This is a genomic window from Pseudomonas sp. BP6, assembly GCF_017875935.1.
In the GTDB taxonomy this organism is placed as follows: Bacteria; Pseudomonadota; Gammaproteobacteria; order Pseudomonadales; family Pseudomonadaceae; genus Aquipseudomonas; species Aquipseudomonas putida_Y.
Genome location: NZ_JAGINI010000001.1, coordinates 5,850,953 through 5,875,771, shown reverse-complemented (window position 1 = coordinate 5,875,771; position 24,819 = coordinate 5,850,953). Strand labels below are relative to the sequence as shown.

Annotated in this window: 15 protein-coding genes; 8 read left to right on the top strand and 7 right to left on the bottom strand. The window is 63.0% G+C overall.

What is annotated here, in order from left to right; translation table 11 throughout:
* Nucleotides 1-13: 13 nt before the first annotated feature.
* The 6 genes from J3A98_RS26570 to putP form a co-directional block, all read right to left on the bottom strand.
* Complete coding sequence (locus J3A98_RS26570; RefSeq protein ID WP_209969669.1) at nucleotides 14-1,417, bottom strand: PIG-L family deacetylase; 1,404 nt, start codon at nucleotides 1,415-1,417, stop codon at nucleotides 14-16.
* Nucleotides 1,414-2,310, bottom strand: coding sequence for an antimicrobial resistance protein Mig-14 (locus J3A98_RS26565; RefSeq protein ID WP_176683106.1), 897 nt, complete (start codon nucleotides 2,308-2,310; stop codon nucleotides 1,414-1,416). The genes J3A98_RS26570 and J3A98_RS26565 overlap by 4 nt, the downstream gene beginning before the upstream one ends.
* Nucleotides 2,310-3,440, bottom strand: coding sequence for a glycosyltransferase (locus J3A98_RS26560; RefSeq protein WP_209969666.1), 1,131 nt, complete (start codon nucleotides 3,438-3,440; stop codon nucleotides 2,310-2,312). Before J3A98_RS26560 ends, J3A98_RS26565 begins: the two co-directional genes overlap by 1 nt.
* The gene (locus J3A98_RS26555; protein ID WP_003249431.1) at nucleotides 3,424-5,181 is read right to left on the bottom strand and encodes a carbamoyltransferase; all 1,758 of its coding nucleotides are present in this window, start codon (nucleotides 5,179-5,181) and stop codon (nucleotides 3,424-3,426) included. Before J3A98_RS26555 ends, J3A98_RS26560 begins: the two co-directional genes overlap by 17 nt.
* A 192-nt stretch (nucleotides 5,182-5,373) precedes the next feature.
* Entirely contained in the window at nucleotides 5,374-6,210 is an 837-nt protein-coding gene (gene rlmJ, locus J3A98_RS26550) for a 23S rRNA (adenine(2030)-N(6))-methyltransferase RlmJ (RefSeq protein WP_209969664.1), read from the bottom strand.
* 106 nt (nucleotides 6,211-6,316) lie between these two features.
* Complete coding sequence (gene putP / locus J3A98_RS26545) at nucleotides 6,317-7,795, bottom strand: sodium/proline symporter PutP (RefSeq protein ID WP_176683103.1); 1,479 nt, start codon at nucleotides 7,793-7,795, stop codon at nucleotides 6,317-6,319.
* Nucleotides 7,796-8,150: 355 nt separating this feature from the next.
* On the opposite strand from putP, the gene putA reads away from it, so the two are divergent.
* Both putA and J3A98_RS26535 read left to right on the top strand, forming a co-directional pair.
* Nucleotides 8,151-12,104, top strand: coding sequence for a trifunctional transcriptional regulator/proline dehydrogenase/L-glutamate gamma-semialdehyde dehydrogenase (gene putA / locus J3A98_RS26540; RefSeq protein WP_209969660.1), 3,954 nt, complete (start codon nucleotides 8,151-8,153; stop codon nucleotides 12,102-12,104).
* A 123-nt stretch (nucleotides 12,105-12,227) separates the two neighbouring features.
* Nucleotides 12,228-13,538, top strand: a complete 1,311-nt coding sequence (locus tag J3A98_RS26535; RefSeq protein ID WP_209969656.1) for an IS4 family transposase — start codon at nucleotides 12,228-12,230, stop codon at nucleotides 13,536-13,538.
* A gap of 1,448 nt (nucleotides 13,539-14,986) precedes the next feature.
* Here the strand turns inward: J3A98_RS26535 and J3A98_RS26530 are convergent.
* Nucleotides 14,987-15,670 carry a hypothetical protein gene (locus J3A98_RS26530; protein WP_209969652.1) on the bottom strand — a complete coding sequence of 228 codons (684 nt, stop codon included), beginning with the start codon at nucleotides 15,668-15,670 and terminating at the stop codon, nucleotides 14,987-14,989.
* A 142-nt stretch (nucleotides 15,671-15,812) separates the two neighbouring features.
* Between J3A98_RS26530 and J3A98_RS26525 the strand changes: the two genes are divergently transcribed.
* The 6 genes from J3A98_RS26525 to J3A98_RS26500 all read left to right on the top strand — a co-directional run bounded on the left by J3A98_RS26525 (nucleotide 15,813) and on the right by J3A98_RS26500 (nucleotide 24,695).
* On the top strand, nucleotides 15,813-17,615 hold the full coding sequence (locus J3A98_RS26525) for an acyl-CoA dehydrogenase (protein ID WP_209969648.1): 1,803 nt from the start codon (nucleotides 15,813-15,815) through the stop codon (nucleotides 17,613-17,615).
* A 31-nt stretch (nucleotides 17,616-17,646) separates the two neighbouring features.
* Nucleotides 17,647-19,089, top strand: a complete 1,443-nt coding sequence (locus J3A98_RS26520) for a TldD/PmbA family protein (protein ID WP_209969644.1) — start codon at nucleotides 17,647-17,649, stop codon at nucleotides 19,087-19,089.
* Entirely contained in the window at nucleotides 19,089-20,408 is a 1,320-nt protein-coding gene (locus J3A98_RS26515; RefSeq protein WP_176683098.1) for a TldD/PmbA family protein, read from the top strand. Before J3A98_RS26520 ends, J3A98_RS26515 begins: the two co-directional genes overlap by 1 nt.
* Before the next feature lie 106 nt (nucleotides 20,409-20,514).
* Entirely contained in the window at nucleotides 20,515-21,942 is a 1,428-nt protein-coding gene (gene mdtD / locus J3A98_RS26510) for a multidrug transporter subunit MdtD (RefSeq protein ID WP_176683097.1), read from the top strand.
* 112 nt (nucleotides 21,943-22,054) lie between these two features.
* Nucleotides 22,055-23,392: an ATP-dependent RNA helicase DbpA gene (gene dbpA, locus J3A98_RS26505; RefSeq protein WP_245355303.1), complete on the top strand. Its 1,338-nt coding sequence runs from the start codon at nucleotides 22,055-22,057 to the stop codon at nucleotides 23,390-23,392.
* A 121-nt stretch (nucleotides 23,393-23,513) separates the two neighbouring features.
* A complete protein-coding gene (locus J3A98_RS26500) occupies nucleotides 23,514-24,695 on the top strand; it encodes an NAD(P)/FAD-dependent oxidoreductase (RefSeq protein WP_209969641.1) in 1,182 nt (393 codons plus the stop codon).
* Nucleotides 24,696-24,819: the final 124 nt, after the last annotated feature.

The window sequence follows — 24,819 nt, the reverse complement described above, 5'->3', positions numbered from 1 at the left end:
CCATGGGGTGTGCTTACAGCTCACGCCGCCAGAACAGCTCGTGTCGGCGCACGGCCTTGCGGAAGAATTCGTTCTCCCCATAAGGCGATGGCTGTCGCCCGGCAAGCCAGCGTTGCAGCACGCGGCGCAGGCGGCGCTTGAACGGTGCCGGCGGCTGCAGGTCGTGCATCATGCCCAAGGCCATGGCCTTGTCGCGCTGGGTCGCGCAATCCAGCACCAGGCTGCAGGGTGCCCAGGCCTGGGCAGCGCTCAATTGCGGCGGCAAGGCCACGCCATCGCCACTGTCGCCCATCGGCCAGCGGTCGTTATCGTGCAGGTGGTTCGCGTAACACAGCAAGGTTTTTGGCTGCCAGGCCATACCTTGCAAGGCTTCCAGCACTGCCGCCTGAGCGCAGATATGGTCCGGGTGGGGGTCTAGCTGCGGGTGGGGCATCACCAGCACCTCTGGCCTGGCCAGCTCCAGCAAGGCTCGCAGGTCGGCCAGCAGGTTGTGCCAGGTGGGTGCGCCATCACGGTCGCCCGGTAACGGGAACGGGTTGAACTGGCGGAACACGCGGATATCGGCCAGGTCGGCTTCACGTGAGGCCGCCGGCTGGTCGGGTGCGGCCTGCATGGCAGGCAGCTGCAGGCAGAAGTAACCCAGCTGTATGCAACGCGACTCCGGCACACCGGCCCAACGCGGCACGACGATGCTGTCCCAGGCACGCAGGCGCCCCTTCAGGCGCGCGGCCTCGGCCTTTGCCAAGCCCATCTGCTGATAGTGCTCGGCCTCTATCTCACCGGCGGTCAGAGTCACCACCCAGCTTTCATCCGCCTGGCTGTACAAACCATACGCGGCCAATTCGGCGTCGTCGGCATGTGGCGCGATCACCATCACCCGACGCCGCTGCAACTCGACCGAAGGGGTTATCCACAGGCGCAACTGCCCCTGCAGCCGGCAATTCCGGCCGCGCAGTCGCAACGTACCGGCCTGCAGTGGTGCAGCAAGACCGGTCAGGTTAAGGAAGCGCACGCCATCGACGCCACGCTCGAACGTTTGCCGATCGGTCTGCTCGCCGGCCAGCAGCTCGACCCGAGGGTCGAGAAAGCGCCCCAACCAGCTGCTTTTGAGCCGCAGTTCAAGCACCAGGGTTTCGTCACCTTGCAACGTGCACTCGGCCTTGAGCCAGCCATCGAGCAGGCTGGCAGGAACCTGCTGCGCCTGATCGCCGAAGTCGTATGCGTAGTCCTCGCCCGGCGCATAGAACAGATGGTCGGCAAACCAGGCCTCATGCGCAGCCCAGAGCAGCGGCAACAGCAGCAGTGGCAGCCACCACCAACTGAATATCCCGAGGGCGACCAGCGCAACCAGGCCCGCCAGCAACCCCAGGCGTTTGTTGCGCCGGTGGCGCTTGAGCAACTGCTGCTTGCGGCTCACGCTTGATACACCGGCACAGGGTTACACCAGCGGTCCTTGTACTCACGGTCAGCACGGCCGAACGAAAACCGCAGCGGCTTGTTGCGCGCCCGGGCGTCTTCCCAGGCGGCCTGGGTATTGAGGAAGCTCAGCACGCTGCCTGGGCTGAAGGCCTTGGTTTCAGGGTCGACGCCGCCATTGATGTACTCGACGCTGATCCACTCCGGCGCTTCGACCCGGTACACCAGCTGGATGGCAATCGACTTACCGTCCAGCAGCAACACCGAGCCGATCAGCAGCTCACGCAGGCGCTCCAGCACGTCGGCCATACGCTCGGCACCGGTGGCAGGGAAGCCCCAGCGGCGCAGGAACAGGTCGCAGTACATGCTGGCGATTTCCTGAGCACTGAAGTCGCTGATCGGGCGCACCACACCACCCGCCTCTTCCAGCAGGCGCAGTTCACGGCGCTGGTTGTAGCGGAACTTCTTCGACAGGTCTTCAGGCGCCCGGGCCATGGCCAACTGCTCCTTCTGCGCCTTGAGACCGCTGAAACGGCCTTGGTTCAGCTCGGACAGGTAACGCACGGTATGGCGCAACGGCGCAGCGGCATCAGACGCCGCCGGCAGAATGATCTCGGCATTACCGAGGTCGAACAGGGCTTTCTTGCCAGCACGCTTCAGCACGTCCTTGGACAGCGCCAGGTGACGCCCCCAGGCCGGGATCGCGGCTTTCAGCTCGCCAGCCTGGTGCCAGCCCAGATAGCGCACCGGGATCTGCGCCAGATCCGCCAGTTGCTCGACCACCAGCGGATGGGTGGCGACACTGCCGCCAAAGCGCGCCCATGCCTCGGCATAAGCCTTGGCATCAATAGCTTGCCAACCGCGTTCGCGGAAGGCCTGGATACGATTGAGCATCAGGCCTGCCCCACCAACGCGCGCACCTGCGGGAGGTGCCAGAAGGCCTCGCGCACCGCCTGGTCAGAGAAACGCTCACGCAGGCGCTGCAGCATGTGGCTGGCACAGGCCTGGCGCTGCTCAGCCTCCAGTACGGCCATGTGCTTCAGGCCTTGGGCCAGCTGCGCGGCATCGCCCAGCGGGAACAGAACGCCAACGCCCTCGACCACTTCGCGGGCACCGCCACAGGCCGTGGCCAGCACCGGCACACCGGCAACCATCGCTTCGAGCAGGACCATGCCGAACGGTTCGTGATCGGAACTCAAAGCAAACACGTCGAACGCCTGGAAGTAACGGCGCGCATCCGGTACCTGGCCAAGAAAGTCGACTTGCCCGGCAATGCCAAGCTCGGCGGCCAACGCCTTGAGGCTGGCCTCCAGACGCCCCTTGCCGAGGATCGCCAGGCGGGCGCCGGCAGGCAGCCCCGGCAGTGCCTGGGCAAAACCGCGCAACAGGGTAGCCTGGTCCTTGTCCGGGTGCAGGCGCCCAACATTGCCGACGATCCACGCCTGAGGATCCAGGCCCAGGGCCTGGCGTGCATCAGCGCGCGGCACCAGCGCTGCTTGCAGGGCGTCGATGTCGATGCGGTTGTACAGGGTCTGGATGCGCTCGGCCGGCCACTGCGGCAAGCAACGGCGCATATCGTCACGTACCGCGTCCGAAACCCCCAACAGGCTCAGACGCTTGCTGAACAGGTTCGCGAACAGGCGGCGGCCTTTGCGCTGGTAGTCGCCAAAGGCATGGTGCACACCAATCACCGGCAGGCCGGTCCCCAGCAGGGCAACGTAGATCGGCTTGAAGCGATGGGCGATGCAGAAGGCGAAATTGCGCTCGGCCGCAATGCGCCGCAATGCGCGGATGGCGCCAAGTTTCAGGCCACGCACGGCCTTGGAACTGAACTCAAGGAACAGCACCTCGTCCGACGCACAGCCAGCCGCTACCTGCGCGTCGGCGGCGCCGGTGAGGAACACCGTGGTGACCTGATACCCACGCCCTTGAAACAGGCTGGCGTACTGACGGGCGCAGTCCAGGAACGGCCCGTCATAGCCATGGCAGAACTGCAGGATGCGCGGTTCAGAGCGGCTGGTCATACGGGGCCGCGCCGTCCTTTACAACCAGGATGTCTTCCATGATCAGGTACTGCAGGTCCGAGCCGAAGAACATGTTCAACGCATCGGTCGGCGAGCAGATCATCGGTTCACCACGACGGTTCAGCGAGGTGTTCAGCGACACGCCGTTGCCAGTCAGGTCTTCCAGTGCCTTCATCATGTCGTAGTAGCGCGGGTTGTACTCGCGCTTGAGCACCTGGGCACGCGAAGTGCCGTCCTCATGTACCACTTCCGGCACGCGGGTCTTCCACTCTTCAGCCACTTCGAAGGTGAAGGTCATGAACGGCGCGGGATGGTCGACCTTGATCATCTGTGGGGCGACAGTGTCGAGCATCGACGGGCAGAAAGGTCTCCAGCGTTCGCGGAACTTGATCTGGTGGTTGATGCGGTCAGCCACGCCTTCCACGCTCGGGCAACCGATGATCGAGCGGCCACCCAGGGCACGCGGCCCGAACTCCATGCGGCCCTGGAACCAGGCTACCGGGTTGCCATCGACCATGATCTGGGCGATTTGCTGCGGCATGTTCTCGAGCTTGCGCCACTTTGGCTGGTTCGGGTGACGGGCGCAGGCAGCGATCACGTCTTCGTTGGAGTACGACGGGCCGAGGTAGACGTGCTCCATCTTCTCGACCGGAACGCCACGGGCGTGAGAAACATAGGCAGCGGCGCCAACGGCAGTCCCGGCGTCGCCGGAGGCCGGCTGGACGAACAGTTCTTTTACGTCCGGACGGGCGATGATCTTCTGGTTGAGCTTGACGTTCAGCGCGCAGCCGCCGGCGAAGGCCAGCTTGCCGGTTTCACGCAGGGTGTCACCCAGATAATGGTCGATCATCTGCAACGCCAGCTTCTCGAACAGCGCCTGCATGCTGGCGGCGTAATGGATGTACGGCTCGTCGGCGATGTCGCCTTCGCGCTTGGGGCCCAGCCATTCGATCAGCTTTGGCGAGAAGTAGAAGCCCTTGCCCTTTTCTTTATAGCGGCGCAGGCCGATAACGTTGGCGTACTCGGTGTTGATGACCAGCTCGCCGTTTTCGAAGCTGGCCAGACGCGAGAAATCATACTTGCTGGCGTCGCCATACGGCGCCATACCCATGACCTTGAACTCGCCGTCGAGCATTTCGAAGCCAAGGAACTCGGTGATGGCACCGTAAAGGCCGCCCAGCGAGTCCGGGTCGAAGAATTCCTTGATCTTGTGGATCTTGCCGTTTTCACCGTAGCCAAAGAAGGTAGTGGCGTACTCGCCCTTGCCGTCGATGCCGAGGATTGCGGTTTTTTCCTTGAAGCCCGAGCAGTGATAAGCACTGGAAGCGTGGGCTAGGTGGTGCTCGACGGGCTCGATCTTGACCTTTTTCGGGTCGAAGCCCAGTTGCTCCAGGCACCAGACGATCTTCTTGCGATAGCGCTTGTAGCGACGGTTGCCCATCAGGATGGCATCGAGTGCACGATCCGGGGCGTACCAGTAGCGCTTGGCATAGTGCCAACGCGCCTTGCCGAACAGGCTGATCGGGGCGAACGGAATGGCTACCACGTCGACGTCGGACGGCTTGATGCCTGCCTGTTCCAGGCAGAACTTCGCCGACTCGTAGGGCATGCGGTTCTTCGCATGCTTGTCACGCACGAAGCGCTCTTCTTCGGCGGCGGCAATCAGCTTGCCGTCAATGTACAGGGCCGCGGAAGGGTCATGGCTAAGGGCGCCGGACAGGCCAAGAATCGTCAATGCCAAGGGATTAGCCTCTTCATTCGGTAAAAATGCGCCATCGGCCGCTTGGGCGGATGGCGGCTAAAGCGCGGGATTATAACGCAAACATCGGGGGCACACCGCCCCCTTGTAGGAGCGGGTTCACCCGCGAAGCAGGCAACGCGGTGGATGGCACCGGCGTCGCCGGCGTTCGCGGGTAAACCCGCGCCTACAGGTCTACTCGGCGATCAGCCAGTCCATGCGGTAGCTACCAGCAGTCTGTGCCAGCTCTTTGGCCAGCCATGGCAACAGCTCCTTGAGCTCATCCTCCAGCCCCCACGGCGGGTTGGCGATGGCCAGGCCCGAACCATTCAGGCCCTGCGGGCTGTCCTGGTGGTGTACATACAGCTCGACCCGCAGCAGCTTCGGCGCGCCGGTGCTGGTCAGGTCCTGGTAATAGCGGGTCAGCGAACGCTGGTCCTTGATCGGGTACCAAATGGCCACAACCGTCTGGCGCATGCGGCCAATCGCCTCTTTCATGGCAGTGGTGCAGCGCTTGAGCTCATCGGCCTGCTCGAACGGCGGGTCGATCAGCATGATCGCGCGCTTTTCCTGCACCGGCAGCAAGGCCCGCGGCACATGCCAGCCTTCACCCAGGTGCACGGTCACGCGCGGGTCTTTTTTCATGTTTTCTTTGAGGAGCGGCCCGTCTTCGGGGTGTTTCTCGTTGAGCAGGGCGCGGTCCTGCTGGCGCATCAGGCGACGGGCCAGTTCGGGCGAACCCGGGTAGTAGCGCAGCTCGCCATCGGCGTTCAGGCGCTTGATGATGCGCAGGTAGTCGTCGGCCATGGCCGGCAGGTCATCGCGATTCCACAGGCGGGCTACGCCTTCCAGGCATTCGCCGGTACGGCTTGCCTGGTCACCCTGCAGGTCGTACAGGCCGAGCCCTGCGTGGGTATCGATATAGGCGAACGGCTGCTCCTTGCGCGACATCAGGGCAATGAGGCGGGTCAGCACAATGTGCTTGAGGACGTCGGCGTGGTTGCCGGCGTGGAAGGCGTGACGATAGTTCATGGCAACTCCTGCGAAGGCGGCAAGTTTACCTTGCCTTGCAGGCGGAGTCAGGCCTGGCTGCTGATTGGCGGCACCCGCAAAGCAGGCGCCGCCAATTCAACGGGTGTTACTTGTCGGCGTGATACGCCGCATCAGCAGCTTCGAAGCGCTTGACCATCGCCTGCGAAGGGCTGCCCAGCTTGCTCACCAGAACAATGGCGATGCTGGCGAACAGGAAGCCTGGGATGATCTCGTACAGCCCGAGGGTGTCGAAGTTCTTCCACAGGATCACCGTCAGCGCACCCACCACGATACCGGCCAGCGCACCGTTACGGGTCATGCCTTTCCACAGCACCGAGATCAGCACAACCGGACCGAAGGCAGCACCGAAGCCAGCCCAGGCATAGGCCACCAGACCCAGTACGCGGTTTTCCGGATTGGCAGCCATGGCGATGGCGATCAGGGCCACGGCCAACACCATCAGACGGCCGACCCACACCAGCTCGACCTGCGAAGCATTCTTGCGCAGGAAGGCCTTGTAGAAGTCTTCGGTCAAGGCACTGGAGCACACCAGCAACTGGCAGCTCAGGGTACTCATGACCGCGGCCAGGATAGCCGACAGCAGGACACCTGCGATCCATGGGTTGAACAGGATCTTGGCCAGTTCGATGAACACACGTTCGTGGTTCTCGCTTACCGGGCCTGCCAGTTCAGGATGGGCCGAGAAGTAGGCGATACCGAAGAAGCCTACGGCGCAGGTACCCGCCAGGCACAGGATCATCCAGGTCATGGAAATGCGGCGCGCCTTGGCGATCGACTTCACCGAATCAGCGGCCATGAAGCGCGCCAGGATATGCGGCTGCCCGAAGTAACCCAGGCCCCAGCCCATCAGCGAGATGATGCCGATGAAGGTAGCGCCCTTGAGCAGGTCGAAGTGTGCCGGGTTCACCGCCTCGATAGCGGCGAAGGTCTGGTCGAAGCCACCGGTGGCGATCAGCACGAACACCGGGGTGAGGATGAGCGCGAAGATCATCAGCGTGGCCTGCACGGTATCGGTCCAGCTCACAGCCAGGAAACCACCGATGAATGTGTAGGCGATGGTCGCCGCTGCACCCGCCCACAGCGCGGTTTCGTACGACATGCCGAAGGTGCTCTCGAACAGACGGGCACCGGCAACGATGCCGGAGGCGCAATAGATGGTGAAGAACACCAGGATCACGATGGCGGAAATGATGCGCAGCAGGCCACTATTGTCTTCGAAACGGCTGGAGAAATAGTCCGGCAGGGTCAGCGCGTCACCGTTGTGCTCGGTCTGCACACGCAGCCGGCCGGCCACGAACAGCCAGTTCAGGTAGGCACCAACCGTCAGGCCGACGGCGATCCAGACCTCGGACAGGCCCGCGAAGTAGATGGCACCAGGCAGGCCCATCAGCAGCCAGCCACTCATGTCGGAGGCACCGGCAGACAGCGCGGTGACCACGCTACCCAGGCTGCGACCGCCCAGAATGTAATCGGAAAGGTTCTTGGTGGCGCGATAGGCGGCGAAGCCGATCAGCACCATTGCTGCGATGTAGATCACGAAGGTGATCGTTAGTGGATTGCCCATGCGTGTGCCCTGGCGTTTGTTTTTATCATGCACAACCGCAGCGATGGCGGTTGCACCCAGGCGGCGAATGCTATGCAACAACGCAAAGAAGGTGCAACCATTTTTCTTTTGCAAGTTGCACCTGCCCGTGCATTTTCCGACAAAGCCCATTTTTTGCTCCTTTTGGGAGTAAAAAACCGGTTTTTCAGAATAAATCGCACCGATAACGCCCCTTTTCAGGGTGAGGGAATGGCTATCGGACGAGTTGCACCTTCTACGAGAAAAATTCAGGTTGCACCTAGTTGCACCCGAATTGTCCTACAGCTACTCTTGATGCCAGCTTAGGCCACAACCGTGGCAATAACGAGGATAAGAAATGGCGACTACCACCCTTGGGGTCAAACTCGACGACCCGACCCGTGAGCGACTCAAAGCAGCTGCGCAGTCCATCGACCGCACGCCTCACTGGTTGATCAAGCAAGCGATCTTCAATTACTTGGAGAAGCTCGAGGGTGGTGCCACCCTGACCGAACTCAACGGTCAGGCCAGCAACCCGGCCGACGATGCCGGTGAAGTCCAGGCCGACCACAGCCACCAGTGCTTCCTCGAATTTGCCGAGAGCATCTTGCCGCAGTCGGTACTGCGCTCGGCGATCACCGCTGCCTACCGCCGCCCCGAGCAGGAAGTGGTGCCAATGCTGCTGGAGCAGGCGCGCCTGAGCGCACCGCTGGCCGAAGCCACCAACAAACTGGCCGCAAGCATTGCCGAGAAACTGCGCAATCAGAAAAGCGCCGGCGGCCGTGCCGGTGTCGTCCAGGGCCTGCTGCAGGAGTTCTCCCTTTCGTCTCAGGAAGGCGTGGCGCTGATGTGCCTGGCCGAAGCCTTGCTGCGCATCCCCGACAAAGGCACCCGCGATGCGCTGATCCGCGACAAGATCAGTACCGGCAACTGGCAGCCGCACCTGGGCAACAGCCCGTCACTGTTCGTCAACGCCGCCACCTGGGGGCTGCTGCTGACCGGCAAGCTGGTCAGCACCCACAACGAAACTGGCCTCACCTCCTCGCTCACTCGCATCATCGGCAAGAGCGGCGAGCCGATGATCCGCAAGGGCGTCGACATGGCCATGCGCCTGATGGGTGAGCAGTTCGTCACCGGCGAGACCATTGCCGAAGCACTGGCCAACGCCAGCCGCTTCGAGTCCAAAGGCTTCCGCTACTCCTACGACATGCTCGGCGAAGCCGCGCTGACCGAGCAGGACGCGCAGAAGTACCTGGCGTCCTACGAGCAGGCCATTCACTCGATTGGCAAGGCCTCGCATGGCCGTGGCATCTACGAAGGCCCAGGCATCTCGATCAAGCTGTCGGCACTGCACCCGCGCTACAGCCGCGCCCAGTACGAGCGCGTGATGGAAGAGCTGTACCCGCGCCTGCTGTCGCTGACGCTGCTGGCCAAGCAGTACGACATCGGCCTGAACATCGACGCCGAAGAAGCCGACCGCCTGGAGCTTTCGCTGGACCTGCTCGAGCGCCTGTGCTTCGAGCCATCCCTGGCTGGCTGGAACGGCATCGGTTTCGTTATCCAGGCCTACCAGAAGCGCTGCCCGTACGTGATCGACTATGTCATCGATCTGGCCAAGCGCAGCCGCCACCGCCTGATGATCCGCCTGGTAAAAGGCGCCTACTGGGACAGCGAGGTCAAGCGTGCCCAGGTCGAAGGCCTGGAAGGCTACCCGGTCTATACCCGCAAGGTGTACACCGACGTGTCCTACGTGGCCTGCGCCCGCAAGTTGCTGGCCGTGCCAGAAGCCATCTACCCGCAGTTCGCCACCCACAACGCTCACACCCTGTCGGCCATTTACCACATTGCCGGGCAGAACTACTACCCGGGTCAATACGAGTTCCAGTGCCTGCACGGCATGGGCGAGCCGCTGTACGAGCAAGTGGTCGGCAAGATTGCCGATGGCAAGCTGAACCGCCCGTGCCGCGTGTACGCACCGGTCGGCACCCATGAAACGCTGCTGGCCTACCTGGTGCGCCGTTTGCTGGAAAACGGCGCCAACACCTCGTTCGTCAACCGCATCGCCGACCACTCGATCTCCATCCAGGAACTGGTCGCCGACCCGGTGGTCAGCATCGAGCGCATGGGTACTCAGGAAGGCAGTATCGGCCTGCCACACCCGCGTATCCCGCTGCCGCGCGATCTGTATGGCACTGAACGGGCCAACTCGGCCGGCATCGACATGGCCAACGAACACCGCCTGGCATCGCTGTCCTGCGCCATGCTGGCCACCGCTCACAACGACTGGAAGGCTACCCCGCTGCTGGCCTGCACCGCCAGCGAGAGCGCTGCCGCACCGGTACTGAACCCGGCGGACCACCGCGATGTGGTGGGCCACGTGCAAGAAGCCACTGTTGTTGACGTGGACAACGCCATCCAGTGCGCACTGAACGCCGCGCCGATCTGGCAGGCCACTCCGCCAGCCGAGCGCGCTGCCATTCTGGAACGCACCGCCGACCTGATGGAGGCAGAAATCCAGCCGCTGATGGGGCTGCTCATCCGCGAGGCCGGCAAGACTTTCGCCAACGCCATCGCCGAAGTGCGTGAAGCCGTGGACTTCCTGCGCTACTACGCGGTGCAGGCACGTAACGACTTCAGCAACGACGCCCACCGCCCACTGGGTCCGGTGGTGTGCATCAGCCCATGGAACTTCCCGCTGGCGATCTTCACCGGCCAGGTGGCCGCAGCCCTGGCTGCCGGCAACCCGGTATTGGCCAAGCCTGCCGAGCAAACCCCGCTGATCGCCGCCCAGGCCGTGCGCCTGCTGCTGGAAGCGGGCATCCCCGAAGGTGTGTTGCAGCTGCTGCCAGGCCGCGGTGAAACCGTCGGTGCCGGCCTGGTCGGAGACGAGCGCGTCAAAGGCGTGATGTTCACCGGCTCCACCGAAGTAGCCCGCCTGCTGCAGCGCAACGTCGCTGGCCGCCTGGACAACCAGGGCCGCCCGATCCCGCTGATCGCCGAAACCGGCGGTCAGAACGCGATGATCGTCGACTCCTCGGCACTGACCGAACAGGTCGTGATCGACGTGGTGTCCTCGGCCTTCGACAGTGCCGGCCAGCGTTGCTCGGCCCTGCGCGTGCTGTGCCTGCAGGAAGACTCCGCCGACCGCGTAATCGAAATGCTCAAGGGCGCCATGGCTGAAAGCCGCCTGGGCTGCCCAGACCGCCTGGCCGTGGACATCGGCCCGGTGATCGACGCCGAAGCCAAGGCCGGCATCGAGAAGCACATTCAGGGCATGCGCGAGAAAGGCCGCTCGGTCTACCAAGTCGCCATTGCCGATGCTGCCGAGATCAAGCGCGGCACCTTCGTCATGCCAACCCTGATCGAGCTGGACAGCTTCGACGAGCTGAAGCGCGAAATTTTCGGCCCCGTACTGCACGTTGTGCGCTACAACCGCCGCAATCTGGACCAACTGATCGAGCAGATCAACAACTCCGGCTACGGCCTGACCTTGGGCGTGCACACCCGCATCGACGAGACCATTGCCAAAGTGGTCGAAACCGCCAATGCCGGCAACATGTACGTCAACCGCAACATTGTGGGTGCCGTGGTGGGCGTGCAGCCGTTCGGTGGTGAAGGCCTGTCTGGCACCGGCCCGAAAGCCGGCGGCCCGCTGTACCTTTACCGCCTGCTGTCGACCCGCCCGGCCGACGCCATTGGCCGCCACTTCCAGCAGCAGGACGGCGAAGGCACGCCGGACCGCACCCTGCACGAACAGCTGGTAAAGCCGCTGCACGGCCTGAAGGCTTGGGCCGAGAACAACCAGCTGGCCGACCTGGCCGCGCTGTGCAGCCAGTTCGCCAGCCAGTCGCAGAGCGGCATCGCCCGCCTGCTGCCAGGCCCGACCGGCGAGCGCAACAGCTACACCATCCTGCCGCGTGAGCACGTACTGTGCCTGGCCGACAACGAAACCGACCTGCTGGCGCAGTTCGCCGCAGTCCTGGCCGTTGGCAGCTCGGCGGTGTGGGTTGACGGTGAACCGGGCAAGGCCCTGCGCGCCCGCCTGCCGCGTGAGCTGCAGGCCAAGGTGAAGCTGGTCGCGGACTGGAACAAGGATGAAGTGGCGTTCGACGCCGTGATCCACCATGGCGACTCGGACCAGCTGCGCGGCGTATGCCAGCAGGTAGCCAAGCGTGCCGGGGCGATCGTTGGGGTGCACGGGCTGTCCAGCGGTGATCACCAGATTGCGCTGGAACGCCTGGTCATCGAGCGCGCGGTGAGTGTGAACACTGCAGCGGCAGGCGGTAACGCCAGCCTGATGACCATTGGCTAATGGCTGAGGGTTGTTGAAAAAAAGGAGAGCCTCGGCTTAATGCCAGTCAGTTAAGACTGACGCATTGACCTTTAGCCCATAGGCCGCAAAATCCGATGCTTGGAAACGAGCATCGGATTTTTTATGCGCCTGTCAAAAGCCCTGTCCCTCACTCATGAAATGGCATCGCGGCCACATGCCCTCGAAGGGCTTGGAGCGTTGCTTGATCCAGACATTGTGAAACAGGCCTTCGAAACGGCAGGCGTCTCGACTATACGCAAGCGCCGGCTGCCGTTGGAAAGCCTGGTCTGGTGCATCATCGGCATGGCGTTGTTCCGCCGGATGTCGGTCTGGGATGTCGTGAATCACATGGACATCTTGCTGCCGGGCAAGCGACCTCTGGTGGCGCCCAGCGCTGTTGTTCAGGGACGGCAACGACTGGGTAGCGAAGCTGTTCGCGAGGTGTTCTCGCTCACCCAGCAACGATGGCATGCAGAAGTTCAACACCCGCAATGGTTGGGGTTAACGCTTTTGGGCGTGGATGGCGTGGTCTGGAATACCCCCGACACCACAGAAAACCGGGCGTGCTACGGCGGCGCGACCAACCAGCATGGCGATGGCAGCTACCCTCAAGTCCGAATGGTCTGCCAGATGGAACTGACTAGCCATCTGCTGATAAGCAGTACTTTCGAGAGCTATCACAGTAGCGAAATGAAGCTGGCCGAACAGCTGAGTGCTACCACGCCTGATCACTCGCTGACCCTGTTCGATAAAGGTTTCTACTCGTTGGGTTTGCTGCATCACTGGCAATCACAAGGCGAGCAGCGTCATTGGCTTATTCCTTTGAAGAAGGGTACCCAGTACGAGGTCGAGCACAAGCTTGGGCGCAATGATGCCGTGGTCGTTCTGCGCACCTCGCCGCAAGCCCGTAAGCAATGGCCCGGCCTGCCGCTGGAGATTCGAGCGCGGCTGTTAAGCAAGACGATCAAAGGCAAGGTGGTGAATGTACTGACCTCAATGGTCGATCCGCTGCGTTTCCCAGGTGATGAGATCGTCGACCTTTACAGTCAGCGCTGGGAAATCGAACTGGGATACCGAGAGATCAAGCAAGGGCTTTTAGGCGGTGAATATACGCTGAGAAGCAAGACGCCGGAGATGATTGCACAAGAGCTATGGGGCGTACTGCTGGGCTACAACCTGTTGCGTTATCAGATGGTGCAGATGTCTCGACAGTGCCCCGGTGTGTACCCATGCGAGATGAGTTTTACTGCCTGTAGCTGGGCAATACTGGGCTTGCTGCATGGCACATCCTTGAACCACCCCGGGAATTTGCCGGGATTTTTGTCGGATCTGCAGGCTTCGGCGGCACAATATGTTTTGCCACATCGACGGCCTGACCGATGGTTTCCGCGAACGGTGAAGCAACGTCCAGCGAAGTACCCCACCCGAAAATGAAAAATGCCAGTCAGCTTAACTGACTGGCATTAAGCCTCGGCTCTCCTTTTTTTATGGGTGCTGTCCCGAAGCAGGGGCTGGACACAGGCCGTCGTAGGAGCGGGTTCACCCGCGAAAGGGCCGGGGCTGCTGGCCAATCTCCACCTGCCGTTCACCGTTGCCACCACCACCGTATTCGCGGGTAAACCCGCTCCTACACCGGATCGGTGGCGGACACAGGTCGGTGGCTGGAAACAGGCCGTCGTAGGAGCGGGTTCACCCGCGAAAGGGCCGGCCCTGCTGGCCAATCTCCACCCGCCGTTCACCGTTGCCGCCGCTACCGTATTCGCGGGTAAACCCGCTCCTACACCGGATTGGTGGCGAACACAGGTCGGTGGCTGGAAACAGGCCGTCGTAGGAGCGGGTTCACCCGCGAAAGGGCCGGCCCTGCTGGCCAATATCCCCAGCCATTCAACGTCGCAGCCGTCACCGTATTCGCGGGTAAACCCGCTCCTACACCGGATCGGTGGCGGACACAGGTCGGTGGCTGGAAACAGGCCGTCGTAGGAGCGGGTTCACCCGCGAAAGGGCCGGCCCTGCTGGCCAATTTCCACCCGCCGTTCAACGCTGCCGCCGCTACCGTATTCGCGGGTAAACCCGCTCCTACACCGGATCGGTGGCGGACACAGGTCGGTGGCTGGAAACAGGCCGTCGTAGGAGCGGGTTCACCCGCGAAAGGGCCGGCCCTGCTGGCCAATCTCCACCCGCCGTTCACCGTTGCCGCCACCACCGTATTCGCGGGTAAACCCGCTCCTACACCGGATCGGTGGCGGACACAGGTCGGGGGCTGGAAACAGGTCGTCGTAGGAGCGGGTTTACCCGCGAAAGGGCCGGACCTGCTGGCCAATATCCCCAGCCATTCAACGTCGCAGCCGTCACCGTATTCGCGGGTAAACCCGCTCCTACACCGGATCGGTGGCGGACACAGGTCGGTGGCTGGACACAGGCCGTCGTAGGAGCGGGTTCACCCGCGAAAGGGCCGGGGCTGCTGGCCAATCTCCACCTGCCGCTCACCGTTGCCACCACCACCGTATTCGCGGGTAAACCCGCTCCTACACCGGATCGGTGGCGGACACAGGTCGGTGGCTGGACACAGGCCGTCGTAGGAGCGGGTTCACCCGCGAAAGGGCCGGCCCTGCTGGCCAATCTCCACCCGCCGTTCACCGTTGCCACCACCACCGTATTCGCGGGTAAACCCGCTCCTACCACGGCGGTGGACACACACCGGGGGTTGGACACAGGCCGCTGTAGGAGCGGGTTTACCCGCGAAAGGGCCAGTCCAGACATATCAAAAAACTTTGCAGCAGGCTTCTACCCCAGCATCGAATTGTCTTCACGGAAAGTGGAAGCGCGGGGCGGATCGGGGACTGTACGGAGCTCCACTCATACAGAGCTCCGGCCAAAATTGCTCAAACCATTCGTGAAAGCACAATCAAAGCAAACAGCTGCGCTGCCATAAGCGCAATACCCAGCAGCATCCAAAGCCAATTGGCCAGCGTGAACCGGCTGTTGGCCTTCCCTTCTTTGTCACCCGCACAGAAATTGATGCCCTTCTGCATGGACACCAGAATGATCAGCCAAGCGGCCTGAATGACTAAGCCCGCAAAATAGGCTGGCCACAACCGGCCTTCCAACACGACGCTAGCAACCACCCAGATAACGCAAAAAACGTAATAGCCCAGAGTGAGCCCCAGGATGGACCACGGATAGGTTTTACCTGAGTCGCGAATATGGTTATTTGCCCTTCTCAATAATGGATAGATGAAGAACACTGCAAAAGCACTTCGCCAGAACGGACTTACGCGCTCTCCCGTTTTCTCTCTATGCAGACTCCAACTTTGATAGAAGCAATAAACCCAGTAGAAGCCCAAGGTAAAGAAAGTCATTACGCCAAATTTCATGGGTGAGACTACGAAGAAGGGAACCTGATTGCCGTTGGCCTCAGCCAAGTCAGCGTTGTGGGCATCACTCATCTGAAACGTTTCCTTGTGAACACCAAAACGCACATTCAAGGCCAACTGACATACGATCCGCAGCAGTCCAATTACGATCTGGCTCGTGGGAAACGTCTCTGTATTGTCCCGGATAGGCATTACACGACCTGATCTGGCGTTGGTTTCACCAAAAAACGGCAGGTTTCCCGGCGTTCTCAACCCATATCACGCAAACCTATTAACCTGTCCCCAGTCCTAACACACTCCTACACTCGCAGCATCCCGCCTCAGGACCGCCACCATGCCCGAGACCTTGCTCAGCCCCCGCAACCTCGCCTTCGCGCTCTACGAAGTCCTCGACGCCGAAGCCCTCACTCAGCGCCCACGCTTCGCCGAGCACAGCCGTGAAACCTTCGATGCGGCGCTGACCACCGCGCGTACCATCGCCGAAAAGTATTTCGCCCCGCACAACCGCAAGGCCGACGAAAACGAACCACGCTATGTGGACGGCCGCGCCGAGCTGATTCCCGAGGTGAAGCCCGCCGTCGATGCCTTCCTCGAAGCCGGCTTCCTCAATGCCAACCGTGATTTCGAAGTGGGTGGCATGCAACTGCCCAGCCTGATCTCGCAAGCCTGCTTCGCCCACTTCCAGGCCGCCAACGCGGGCACCACGGCCTACCCATTCCTGACCATGGGCGCGGCCAACCTGATCGAGAGCTTCGGCACTGAAGAGCAGAAGCGCCTGTTCCTGCAACCGATGATCGAGGGCCGCTACTTCGGCACCATGGCGCTGACCGAACCCCACGCCGGCTCTTCGCTGGCCGACATCCGCACCCGCGCCGAACCAGCAGGCGACGGCAGCTACCGGCTCAAAGGCAACAAGATCTTCATTTCCGGCGGCGACCACGAACTGTCGGAAAACATCGTGCACATGGTGCTGGCCAAGCTTCCGGACGCCCCGCCCGGCGTTAAGGGCATCTCGCTGTTCATCGTGCCCAAGTACCACGTCAACCCGGACGGCAGCCGCGGCCCGCGCAACGATGTGCTGCTGGCCGGACTGTTCCACAAGATGGGCTGGCGCGGCACCACCTCGACCGCGCTGAACTTCGGCGACAATGGCCAGTGCGTCGGCTATCTGGTCGGCCAGCCACACCAAGGCCTGGCCTGCATGTTCCAGATGATGAACGAGGCGCGGATAGGCGTAGGCATGGGCGCGGTGATGCTGGGTTACGCCGGCTACCTCTACTCCCTGGAATACGCTCGCCAGCGGCCGCAGGGCCGGCTGCCGGACAACAAGGACCCACACAGCCCGGCGGTACCGATCATCGAGCACACGGATGTGAAACGTATGCTGCTGGCCCAGAAAGCTTACGTCGAAGGCGCCTTTGACCTTGGCCTGTACGCCGCGCGCCTGTTCGACGACACCCATACGGCCGCGGACGAAAACGCCCGCAAACTGGCGCAAGACCTGCTCGACCTACTGACCCCGATCGTCAAATCCTGGCCCTCGGCGTTCTGCCTCAAGGCCAACGAACTGGCGATCCAGATTCTTGGCGGCCATGGCTACACCCGCGAATACCCGGTTGAGCAGTACTACCGCGACAACCGCCTGAACCCGATCCACGAAGGTACCGAGGGTATCCAGTCGCTCGATTTGCTCGGCCGCAAGCTGGCACAGCACAATGGTGCCGGCCTCAAGCAACTGATCCGCCTGATCGCCGCCACCGGCGAGCGCGCCAGCCATCACCCCAACCTGGACCTGCTGCGCCAGCCGCTGGAGCAGTTGGTCAACCGCCTGCAAGGCGTCACCCTGGCCCTGCTCGGCGACCTGGCCCAAGGCAAAGTCGCTGGCGCCCTGGCCAACTCTGCCTTGTACCTCAAGGCCTTCGGCCACTGCGTGATCGGCTGGCGCTGGCTGGAGCAGGCGGTTCACGCCGAGCTTGGCCTGCTCAAGGGAACCGCTGCTGATCGCGACTTCTACCTTGGCAAGCTGCAAGCCGCACGTTATTTCCTGACCTGGGAAGTACCGGGCTGCCATAATGACCTGGCATTGCTCGAGGCACACGACGATACCTGCCTCGGCATGCAAGACGGGTGGTTCTAGGGGGAGCCACCGTGTACACGGAGGCATCCGCATGTTCGATTCCAGCGCCCTGCTGCGCCAGCGCTTTGCCGCGCTGCGCAGTACGGCCGAGTTGTTTTCCCTGCGCCATGTAAAACAGTCACACCAGGCGCTTTCGGTTCGCCGCAACGTCGCCGAACCACCCTTCTTCAGCCAGGATGAGGGCGCCATGCTCACCGTGCGGGTCAATGGCGTGGAGGCCTATGCTGCCACCGCCGACCTGTCCCAGGCTGGCCTGCAGCGCGCCCTTGAGCAAGCCGAGGCGCTGGCGCAGCAGATCGGCCGGCACAGCCTGCTGGACCTGCGCGAACAACCGGTGACCAGCGCACGCCACGACCATGTTTCGCCCAACTTCGACCAACCCTTGCCCAGCCTCGCCGACTGCCTTGGCCTGCTCGCCGCCGAATCGGCCAGCGTGCCCAGGGACAGCCGCCTGGTGGACTGGCAGGCCAGCCTGGGGCTGAGCCTGGTCGAGCAAACCTACCTCAACTCGGCCGGCGCCGAGCTGCGCCATGCCCAGCGCTTCCTGTTCCCGGGCCTTGGCGTAACGGCCAGCGATGGCCAGGACAGCCAGAGCCGCAGCCTGGGCCGCGACAACTTCGGCCAGCAGGGTGGTTTCGAGATCATCGAGCGCTGTGGGCTGATCGGCGCGGCCAGCAGGGTGGCCGATGAAGCGCTGCAACTGCTGCTGGCACCGAACACCCCCAGCGGCCCGCGCGACCTGCTATTGATGCCGGACCAGATGATGCTGCAGATTCACGAATCCATCGGCCACCCGCTGGAGATGGACCGCATTCTCGGCGACGAGCGCAACTACGCCGGCACCAGTTTTGTCAAAGCCAGCGACTTCGGCCATCTGCAGTACGGCTCCAGCTTGCTGAACGTGACCTTCGACCCGACCATTGGCGAAGAGCTGGCCAGCTACAGTCATGACGACGACGGCACCCCGGCCAGCAAAGCGTTCCTGATACGCGACGGTCTGCTGCTGCGCCCGCTGGGTGGCGCGCTGTCTCAGTTCCGTTCTGGCCTGGACGGCGTGGCCAACAGCCGCGCCTGCGGCTGGAACCGGGCACCGATCGACCGCATGGCCAACCTCAACATCGAGCCGGGCGACCAGTCCCTCGACCAGCTGATCGCGGGCATAGAACATGGCATCCTGATGCGTACCAACCGTTCCTGGTCCATCGACGATGCGCGCAACAAGTTCCAGTTCGGCTGCGAATGGGGCCAGTTGATCGAGAACGGCCAGCTCAAGGGCATCGTCAAGAACCCCAACTACCGTGGTATCTCCGCGCAGTTCTGGCGCAACCTGTCGGCGGTCGGCGACCGCAGTACCTTCCAGGTGCTGGGCACGCCCAACTGCGGCAAGGGCGAACCCAACCAGGTGGTGCGCGTGGGCCACGCCTCACCGGCCTGCGTGTTCCGCCAGATCGATGTATTCGGAGGAGACGCCTGATGAAGCACGCTTTCGAAAACCTGGTAGGGGACGTGCACGCCGCCCTTCAGGCTGGCGAGCAGTTCACCCTCGGCTACAGTGCCGAGCAATCGCAGTTCGTGCGTTTCAACCATGCCAAGGTGCGCCAGGCCGGCGAAGTCAGCCAGGCCTGTGCGCAACTGCGACTGGTGCGCGATGGGCGCCAGGCGGAACAACAGGTGACCTTGAGTGGCGACGCACAACTGGATCGCCAGCGTCTGAACGTTGCGCTCGAGCAGTTGCGCCAGACCTTGCCGCTGCTTGCCCTCGACCCTTACCTGCGCCTGGACGAAAATGCCTGGCACAGCCATAGCCTGCAGGAACACCCCCTGCCCGCACTGAACGAAGTTCTGCCCCTGCTCGAGCGTGAAGCAGGCGACCTGGACCTGGTCGGCATTTATGCCGCCGGCCCGGTCTGCCGTGGCTTCGCCAGCTCGTTCGGCGCCTTCGGCTGGCACCAGGCCAACAGTTTCAACGTCGACTGGAGCCTGTTCCACGATAATGGCCAGGCGGTGAAGGCCAACTATGCCGGCCAGGTCTGGAGTGCCGACGACTTCACCGCACGCCTGCGCCAAGCACGAGAGCAGTTGGGCTTCCTCGATCGCCCGGCAGTTACCCTCAAGCCCGGCACCTACCGTGCCTACCTGGCACCCGCGGCCATGGACGAAATCGCCGGCATGCTGTGCTGGGGCGGCTTTTCCGCGCAAGCCCTGGCCACTGGAAACAGTGCCCTGCAGCGCCTGTACAATGGCGATGCTCGGCTTAGCCCGCTGGTGAGTTTTACCGAGCAGGTCAGCGGCTCGCTTAGCCCGGCATTTTCCGATGAAGGTGCACCGCGCCTGGATGTGCCGCTGATCCAGCAAGGTGAAGCCCGGCAGCGGTTGATCAGTGCGCGCAGCGCGGCCGAGTTCGAGCTGCAGGCCAATGGCGCCGACGGCTACGAATCGCCCTGTGCGCTCAGCCTGGCGCCGGGCAATCTGGCCAGTGCGCAGATCCTTGAGCGTCTAGGCACCGGGCTGTACATCAGCAACCTGTGGTACCTGAACTACTCGGACCTGCCAGCGGCGCGCATGACCGGGCTGACCCGCTTCGCCACTTTCTGGGTAGAAGACGGGCAGATCCAGGGGCCGGTGAGCACCATGCGCTTCGATGACAGCCTGTACAGCTTGCTGGGTAGCCAGTTGGAGGACCTGACCCAGGAGCGCGAGATGATTCTGTCGACCAGTACTTATGGACAGCGCAGTACCGGGTCGAGTCATTTGCCCGGGGCACTGGTCAAAGGCCTGACCCTGACATTGTGACTGGACTTGCCGGCCCTTTCGCGGCTAAAGCCGCTCCTACAAGGAACGCGTAAACCTTGTAGCGGCTTTAGCCGCGAAAGGGCCGGCACTGACAAACGAGGACGTCATGCCCGAACGCACCCCGCTGGACCCCGTCACCGCCCGCTGGATCCCTTGGGTGGTGGCCATCGCTTTCTTCATGCAGTCCCTGGACGGCACCATCCTCAACACTGCGCTGCCGGCCATGGCCCGCTCGTTGGCCGAAGACCCTTTGCGCATGCAGGGTGTGATCATTGCCTACATGCTCACCGTAGCCCTGCTGATCCCTGCCTCAGGCTGGATCGCCGACCGTTTCGGTACCAAGCGCATCTTCTTCAGCGCCATCTTGCTGTTCAGCTTTGGCTCGCTGCTGTGCGCCGCAGCCAACAGCCTTGGCTTCCTGATCTTCGCCCGCGTAGTGCAGGGCCTGGGTGGTGCGCTGATGCTGCCGGTCGGGCGGCTGGTGGTGCTGCGCGCCTACCCACGCAGCGAGCTGGTGCGGATCATGAGTTTCATCACCATCCCCGGTCTGCTCGGGCCATTGCTGGGGCCAACGGTCGGTGGCTGGCTGGTGGAAATCCTCAGCTGGCACTGGATCTTCCTGCTCAACCTGCCAGTCGGCCTGCTTGGCTGCATTGCAGTGTGGAAGTTCATCCCGGACTTGCGCGGCGCCGAGCGCACCACCTTCGACGGCCCTGGTTTCCTGCTGTTCGGCGCAGCGATGGTACTGATCACCATTGCCATGGAAGGCCTGGGCGAGCTGCACCTGCCGCACTTGCGGGTAATGTTGCTGCTGTTCGCCGGCATGGCCTGCCTGGCCGCGTACTGGCTGCGAGCCGGGCGCGACCCGGAGCCGCTGTTCTCGCCCAGCCTGTTCCGCGTGCGTACCTTCGCCATCGGCATCCTCGGCAACCTGTTCGCCCGCCTGGGCAGCGGCGCTCTGCCCTTCCTGGTGCCGTTGCTGCTGCAGGTCGCGCTGGGCTACTCACCCGCCCAGGCAGGCATGAGCATGATCCCGCTGGCGGTGGCGGCCATGCTGGCCAAGTCCATTGCCCGACCGCTGATCGAACGGTTCGGGTATCGCATCATTCTCACCGGTAATACCTTGCTGCTAGGCATCCTGCTGGCAAGCCTGGGCCTGGTGGACGAGCAGACGCCCTATTGGCTGCTGTTGGTGCAACTTGGCCTTCTGGGTGCCGTGAACTCCATGCAGTTCACGGCGATGAACACAGTGACGCTCATCGATCTCGACGATGCCAGCGCCAGCAGCGGTAACAGCCTGTTGTCGGTGGTTGCGCAACTCTCGCTGAGCCTGGGCGTGGCTTGCGCCGGCGCACTGTTGGGCGGCTTTACTGCGGCAGGCAGCGCCGAGGGCGTGGAAACCACCCTGGGCGCGTTCCAGCTGACCTTCGTCACCATCGGCGTAATGGCCATGCTGGCGGCGGCGATCTTCCTGCAACTGGCGCCGACGGACGGAAGGCGTGCCCGTCGTCCGGAACAACACATGGAGTCGTAGGGCGAATGGCCACGAGGCTGGTAGACTGTGCGGCATTTTTCGCTTCGCAACGCAGGCCCGCCTCGTGACCACCGAATCCACCGCCTTTGCCACCTTGCCGCTGTCCACTGCCATGCTGGCCAACCTGGACGCCCTCGGCTATGCGTCGATGACGCCTATCCAGGCCCAGAGCCTGCCTGTCATCCTCAAAGGCCAGGACCTGATCGCCCAGGCCAAGACCGGTAGCGGCAAGACCGCCGCCTTCGGCATCGGCCTGCTAAACCCGATCAACCCGCGCTACTTCGGCTGCCAGGCGTTGGTGCTCTGCCCTACCCGCGAGCTCGCCGACCAGGTGGCCAAGGAGCTGCGTCGCCTGGCCCGTGCCGAGGACAACATCAAGATCCTGACCCTGTGCGGCGGCGTTTCGCTGGGCCCACAGATCGCTTCGCTGGAGCACGGCGCGCACATCATCGTCGGCACCCCAGGGCGCATCCAGCAGCACCTGGACAAAGGCACCCTTGTACTGGACGGGTTGAACACCCTGGTACTGGACGAAGCCGACCGCATGCTCGACATGGGCTTCTTCGACGCCATCGCCAGCATCATCGGCAAGACCCCGTCGCGCCGCCAGACCCTGCTGTTCTCGGCCACCTACCCGGCCGGCATCAAGCAACTGGCCGCCGATTTCATGCGCAACCCGCAGCAGGTCAAGGTCGAGAGCCTGCACACTGACAACCAGATCGAGCAGCGTTTCATCGAAATTGACCCGCAGCAACGTCTGGAGGCTGTCACCCGCGTGCTCGGCCACTACCGCCCGCAGTCGTGCGTAGCGTTCTGTTTCACCAAGCAGCAATGCGAGGACGTGGTTGCCCACCTGACCGCCAAGGGCATCGTCGCCCAGGCCCTGCACGGCGACCTGGAGCAGCGCGACCGTGACCAAGTGCTGACCATGTTCGCCAACCGCAGCAGCTCGGTGCTGGTGGCTACCGACGTGGCCGCCCGCGGCCTGGACATCGATGGCCTGGACATGGTCATCAACGTGGAGCTGGCACGTGATGCGGAAATCCACGTGCACCGCGTGGGCCGTACCGGCCGCGCCGGCGAGAAAGGCGTTGCGGTCAGCCTGGTGGCACCGGCCGAAGGCCACCGCGCCCAGGCCATCGAAGCGCTGCAGAAGAGCCCGCTGCGCTGGGACCAGCTGGACAGCCTGAAAAACAAGGGCGGCGAGCCCCTGCTGCCGGTGATGACCACACTGTGCATTGCCGCTGGCCGCAAGGACAAGCTGCGCCCTGGCGACATCCTGGGGGCCTTGACCGGTGATGCCGGCATCCCGGGCAAGCAGGTGGGCAAGATTGCCATCTTCGACTTCCAGGCGTTTGTGGCCGTGGAGCGGGCGCTGGCCAAGCAGGCCATGCAGCGGCTGAACAGCGGCAAGATCAAGGGCCGCGCCCTGAAAGTCCGCATTATCTAAAGCCAGGCAAATCCCTTGTAGGAGCGGGTTTACCCGCGAATGCGGCAGTGAATGCACCATCGCATTCGCGGGTGAACCCGCCCCCACAGGGTTCAGCATTTCAAATCTGAAGGTTCATACCGTGCACTCCACCGACGTGATCATCCTTGGCGCCGGCGCCGCCGGCCTGATGTGCGCCCAGCTCAGCGCCCGTCGTGGCCGCCGGGTGCTGCTGCTCGACCACGCCAACAAGCCAGGCAAGAAGATCCTCATGTCCGGCGGCGGGCGCTGCAACTTCACCAACCTGTACACTGAGCCGGCCAACTTCCTCTCGCACAATGCGCACTTCTGCAAGTCGGCCCTGGCCCGCTACACCCAGTGGGACTTCATCGAACTGGTGTGCAAGCACGGCGTGGCTTACCACGAGAAGAAGCTCGGCCAGCTGTTCTGCGACAACAAGGCCAGTGACATCCTCGACATGCTGCTGGCCGAGTGTGACGAGGCCGGTGCCGAAATCCGCATGCACACCAGCATCGAACAGATCGAGAAGACCGAAAGCGGCTACCTGTTGCAGACCAGCAGCGGCCAGTTCGCCTGCCAGTCGCTGGTCATCGCCACCGGCGGCCTGTCGATCCCGACCCTGGGCGCCACCGGTTTTGGCTACCAGGTAGCCCGTCAGTTCGGCCACACCTTGCTGCCAACCCGCGCCGGGCTCGTGCCATTCACCATCACCGAGCCCCAACTCAAGGCGATGTGCACCGAGTTGTCCGGCACCTCGCTGGACTGTACTGCCAGTTGCAATGGCACCAGCTTCCGCGAAAACCTGCTGTTCACGCACCGCGGCCTGAGCGGCCCGGCGATCCTGCAGATCTCGTCGTTCTGGGAAGCCGGTGACACAGTCGAGATCAACCTGTTGCCCGACCGCGATGCGCTTTCCTGGCTGCAACAGATGCAGGCCGAACGCGCCAACGCAGAACTGAAGACCGTGCTGGGCGAAGTGTTCACCCGCAAGCTGGCCAACCTGCTGGCCGAGCAGTGGTTCGAGTCCAGACCGATGAAGCAGTACACCCCGGCAGAACTGGCACAAATCGCCGAAACGCTGGCGAACTGGCAAGTTGTGCCGGCCGGCACCGAAGGCTACCGCACCGCCGAAGTGACCCTGGGCGGCGTGGATACCCGCGAGGTGTCGTCCAAGACCATGGAATCGCTGAAAAGCCCCGGTTTGTACTTCATCGGTGAAGTGCTGGATGTCACCGGCCACCTGGGCGGTTTCAACTTCCAGTGGGCCTGGGCATCGGCGAACGCCGCAGCGCAGTTCGTGTAGGGTAGAATCCTTTCAGCAGCACGGAACGCTTCTTGCTGGCCCGTGCCTGGAGCCGTTATTGGGGCCGCTTCGCGTCCCTTCGCGGGCACGCCCGCTCCCACAGGGTTCTTTGTAGAACGTGTGG

Bases quoted from the DNA above. Each gene is read 5' to 3' on its own strand.
- J3A98_RS26525 (WP_209969648.1), top strand. From the start codon at position 15,813: ATGCCCGAGACCTTGCTCAGCCCCCGCAACCTCGCCTTCGCGCTCTAC.
- rlmJ (WP_209969664.1), bottom strand. From the start codon at position 6,210: ATGAACTATCGTCACGCCTTCCACGCCGGCAACCACGCCGACGTCCTC.
- putP (WP_176683103.1), bottom strand. From the start codon at position 7,795: ATGGGCAATCCACTAACGATCACCTTCGTGATCTACATCGCAGCAATG.
- J3A98_RS26530 (WP_209969652.1), bottom strand. From the start codon at position 15,670: ATGCCTATCCGGGACAATACAGAGACGTTTCCCACGAGCCAGATCGTA.
- J3A98_RS26560 (WP_209969666.1), bottom strand. From the start codon at position 3,440: ATGACCAGCCGCTCTGAACCGCGCATCCTGCAGTTCTGCCATGGCTAT.
- J3A98_RS26520 (WP_209969644.1), top strand. From the start codon at position 17,647: ATGTTCGATTCCAGCGCCCTGCTGCGCCAGCGCTTTGCCGCGCTGCGC.
- dbpA (WP_245355303.1), top strand. From the start codon at position 22,055: ATGCTGGCCAACCTGGACGCCCTCGGCTATGCGTCGATGACGCCTATC.
- J3A98_RS26535 (WP_209969656.1), top strand. From the start codon at position 12,228: ATGCGCCTGTCAAAAGCCCTGTCCCTCACTCATGAAATGGCATCGCGG.
- mdtD (WP_176683097.1), top strand. From the start codon at position 20,515: ATGCCCGAACGCACCCCGCTGGACCCCGTCACCGCCCGCTGGATCCCT.
- putA (WP_209969660.1), top strand. From the start codon at position 8,151: ATGGCGACTACCACCCTTGGGGTCAAACTCGACGACCCGACCCGTGAG.
- J3A98_RS26565 (WP_176683106.1), bottom strand. From the start codon at position 2,310: ATGCTCAATCGTATCCAGGCCTTCCGCGAACGCGGTTGGCAAGCTATT.
- J3A98_RS26515 (WP_176683098.1), top strand. From the start codon at position 19,089: ATGAAGCACGCTTTCGAAAACCTGGTAGGGGACGTGCACGCCGCCCTT.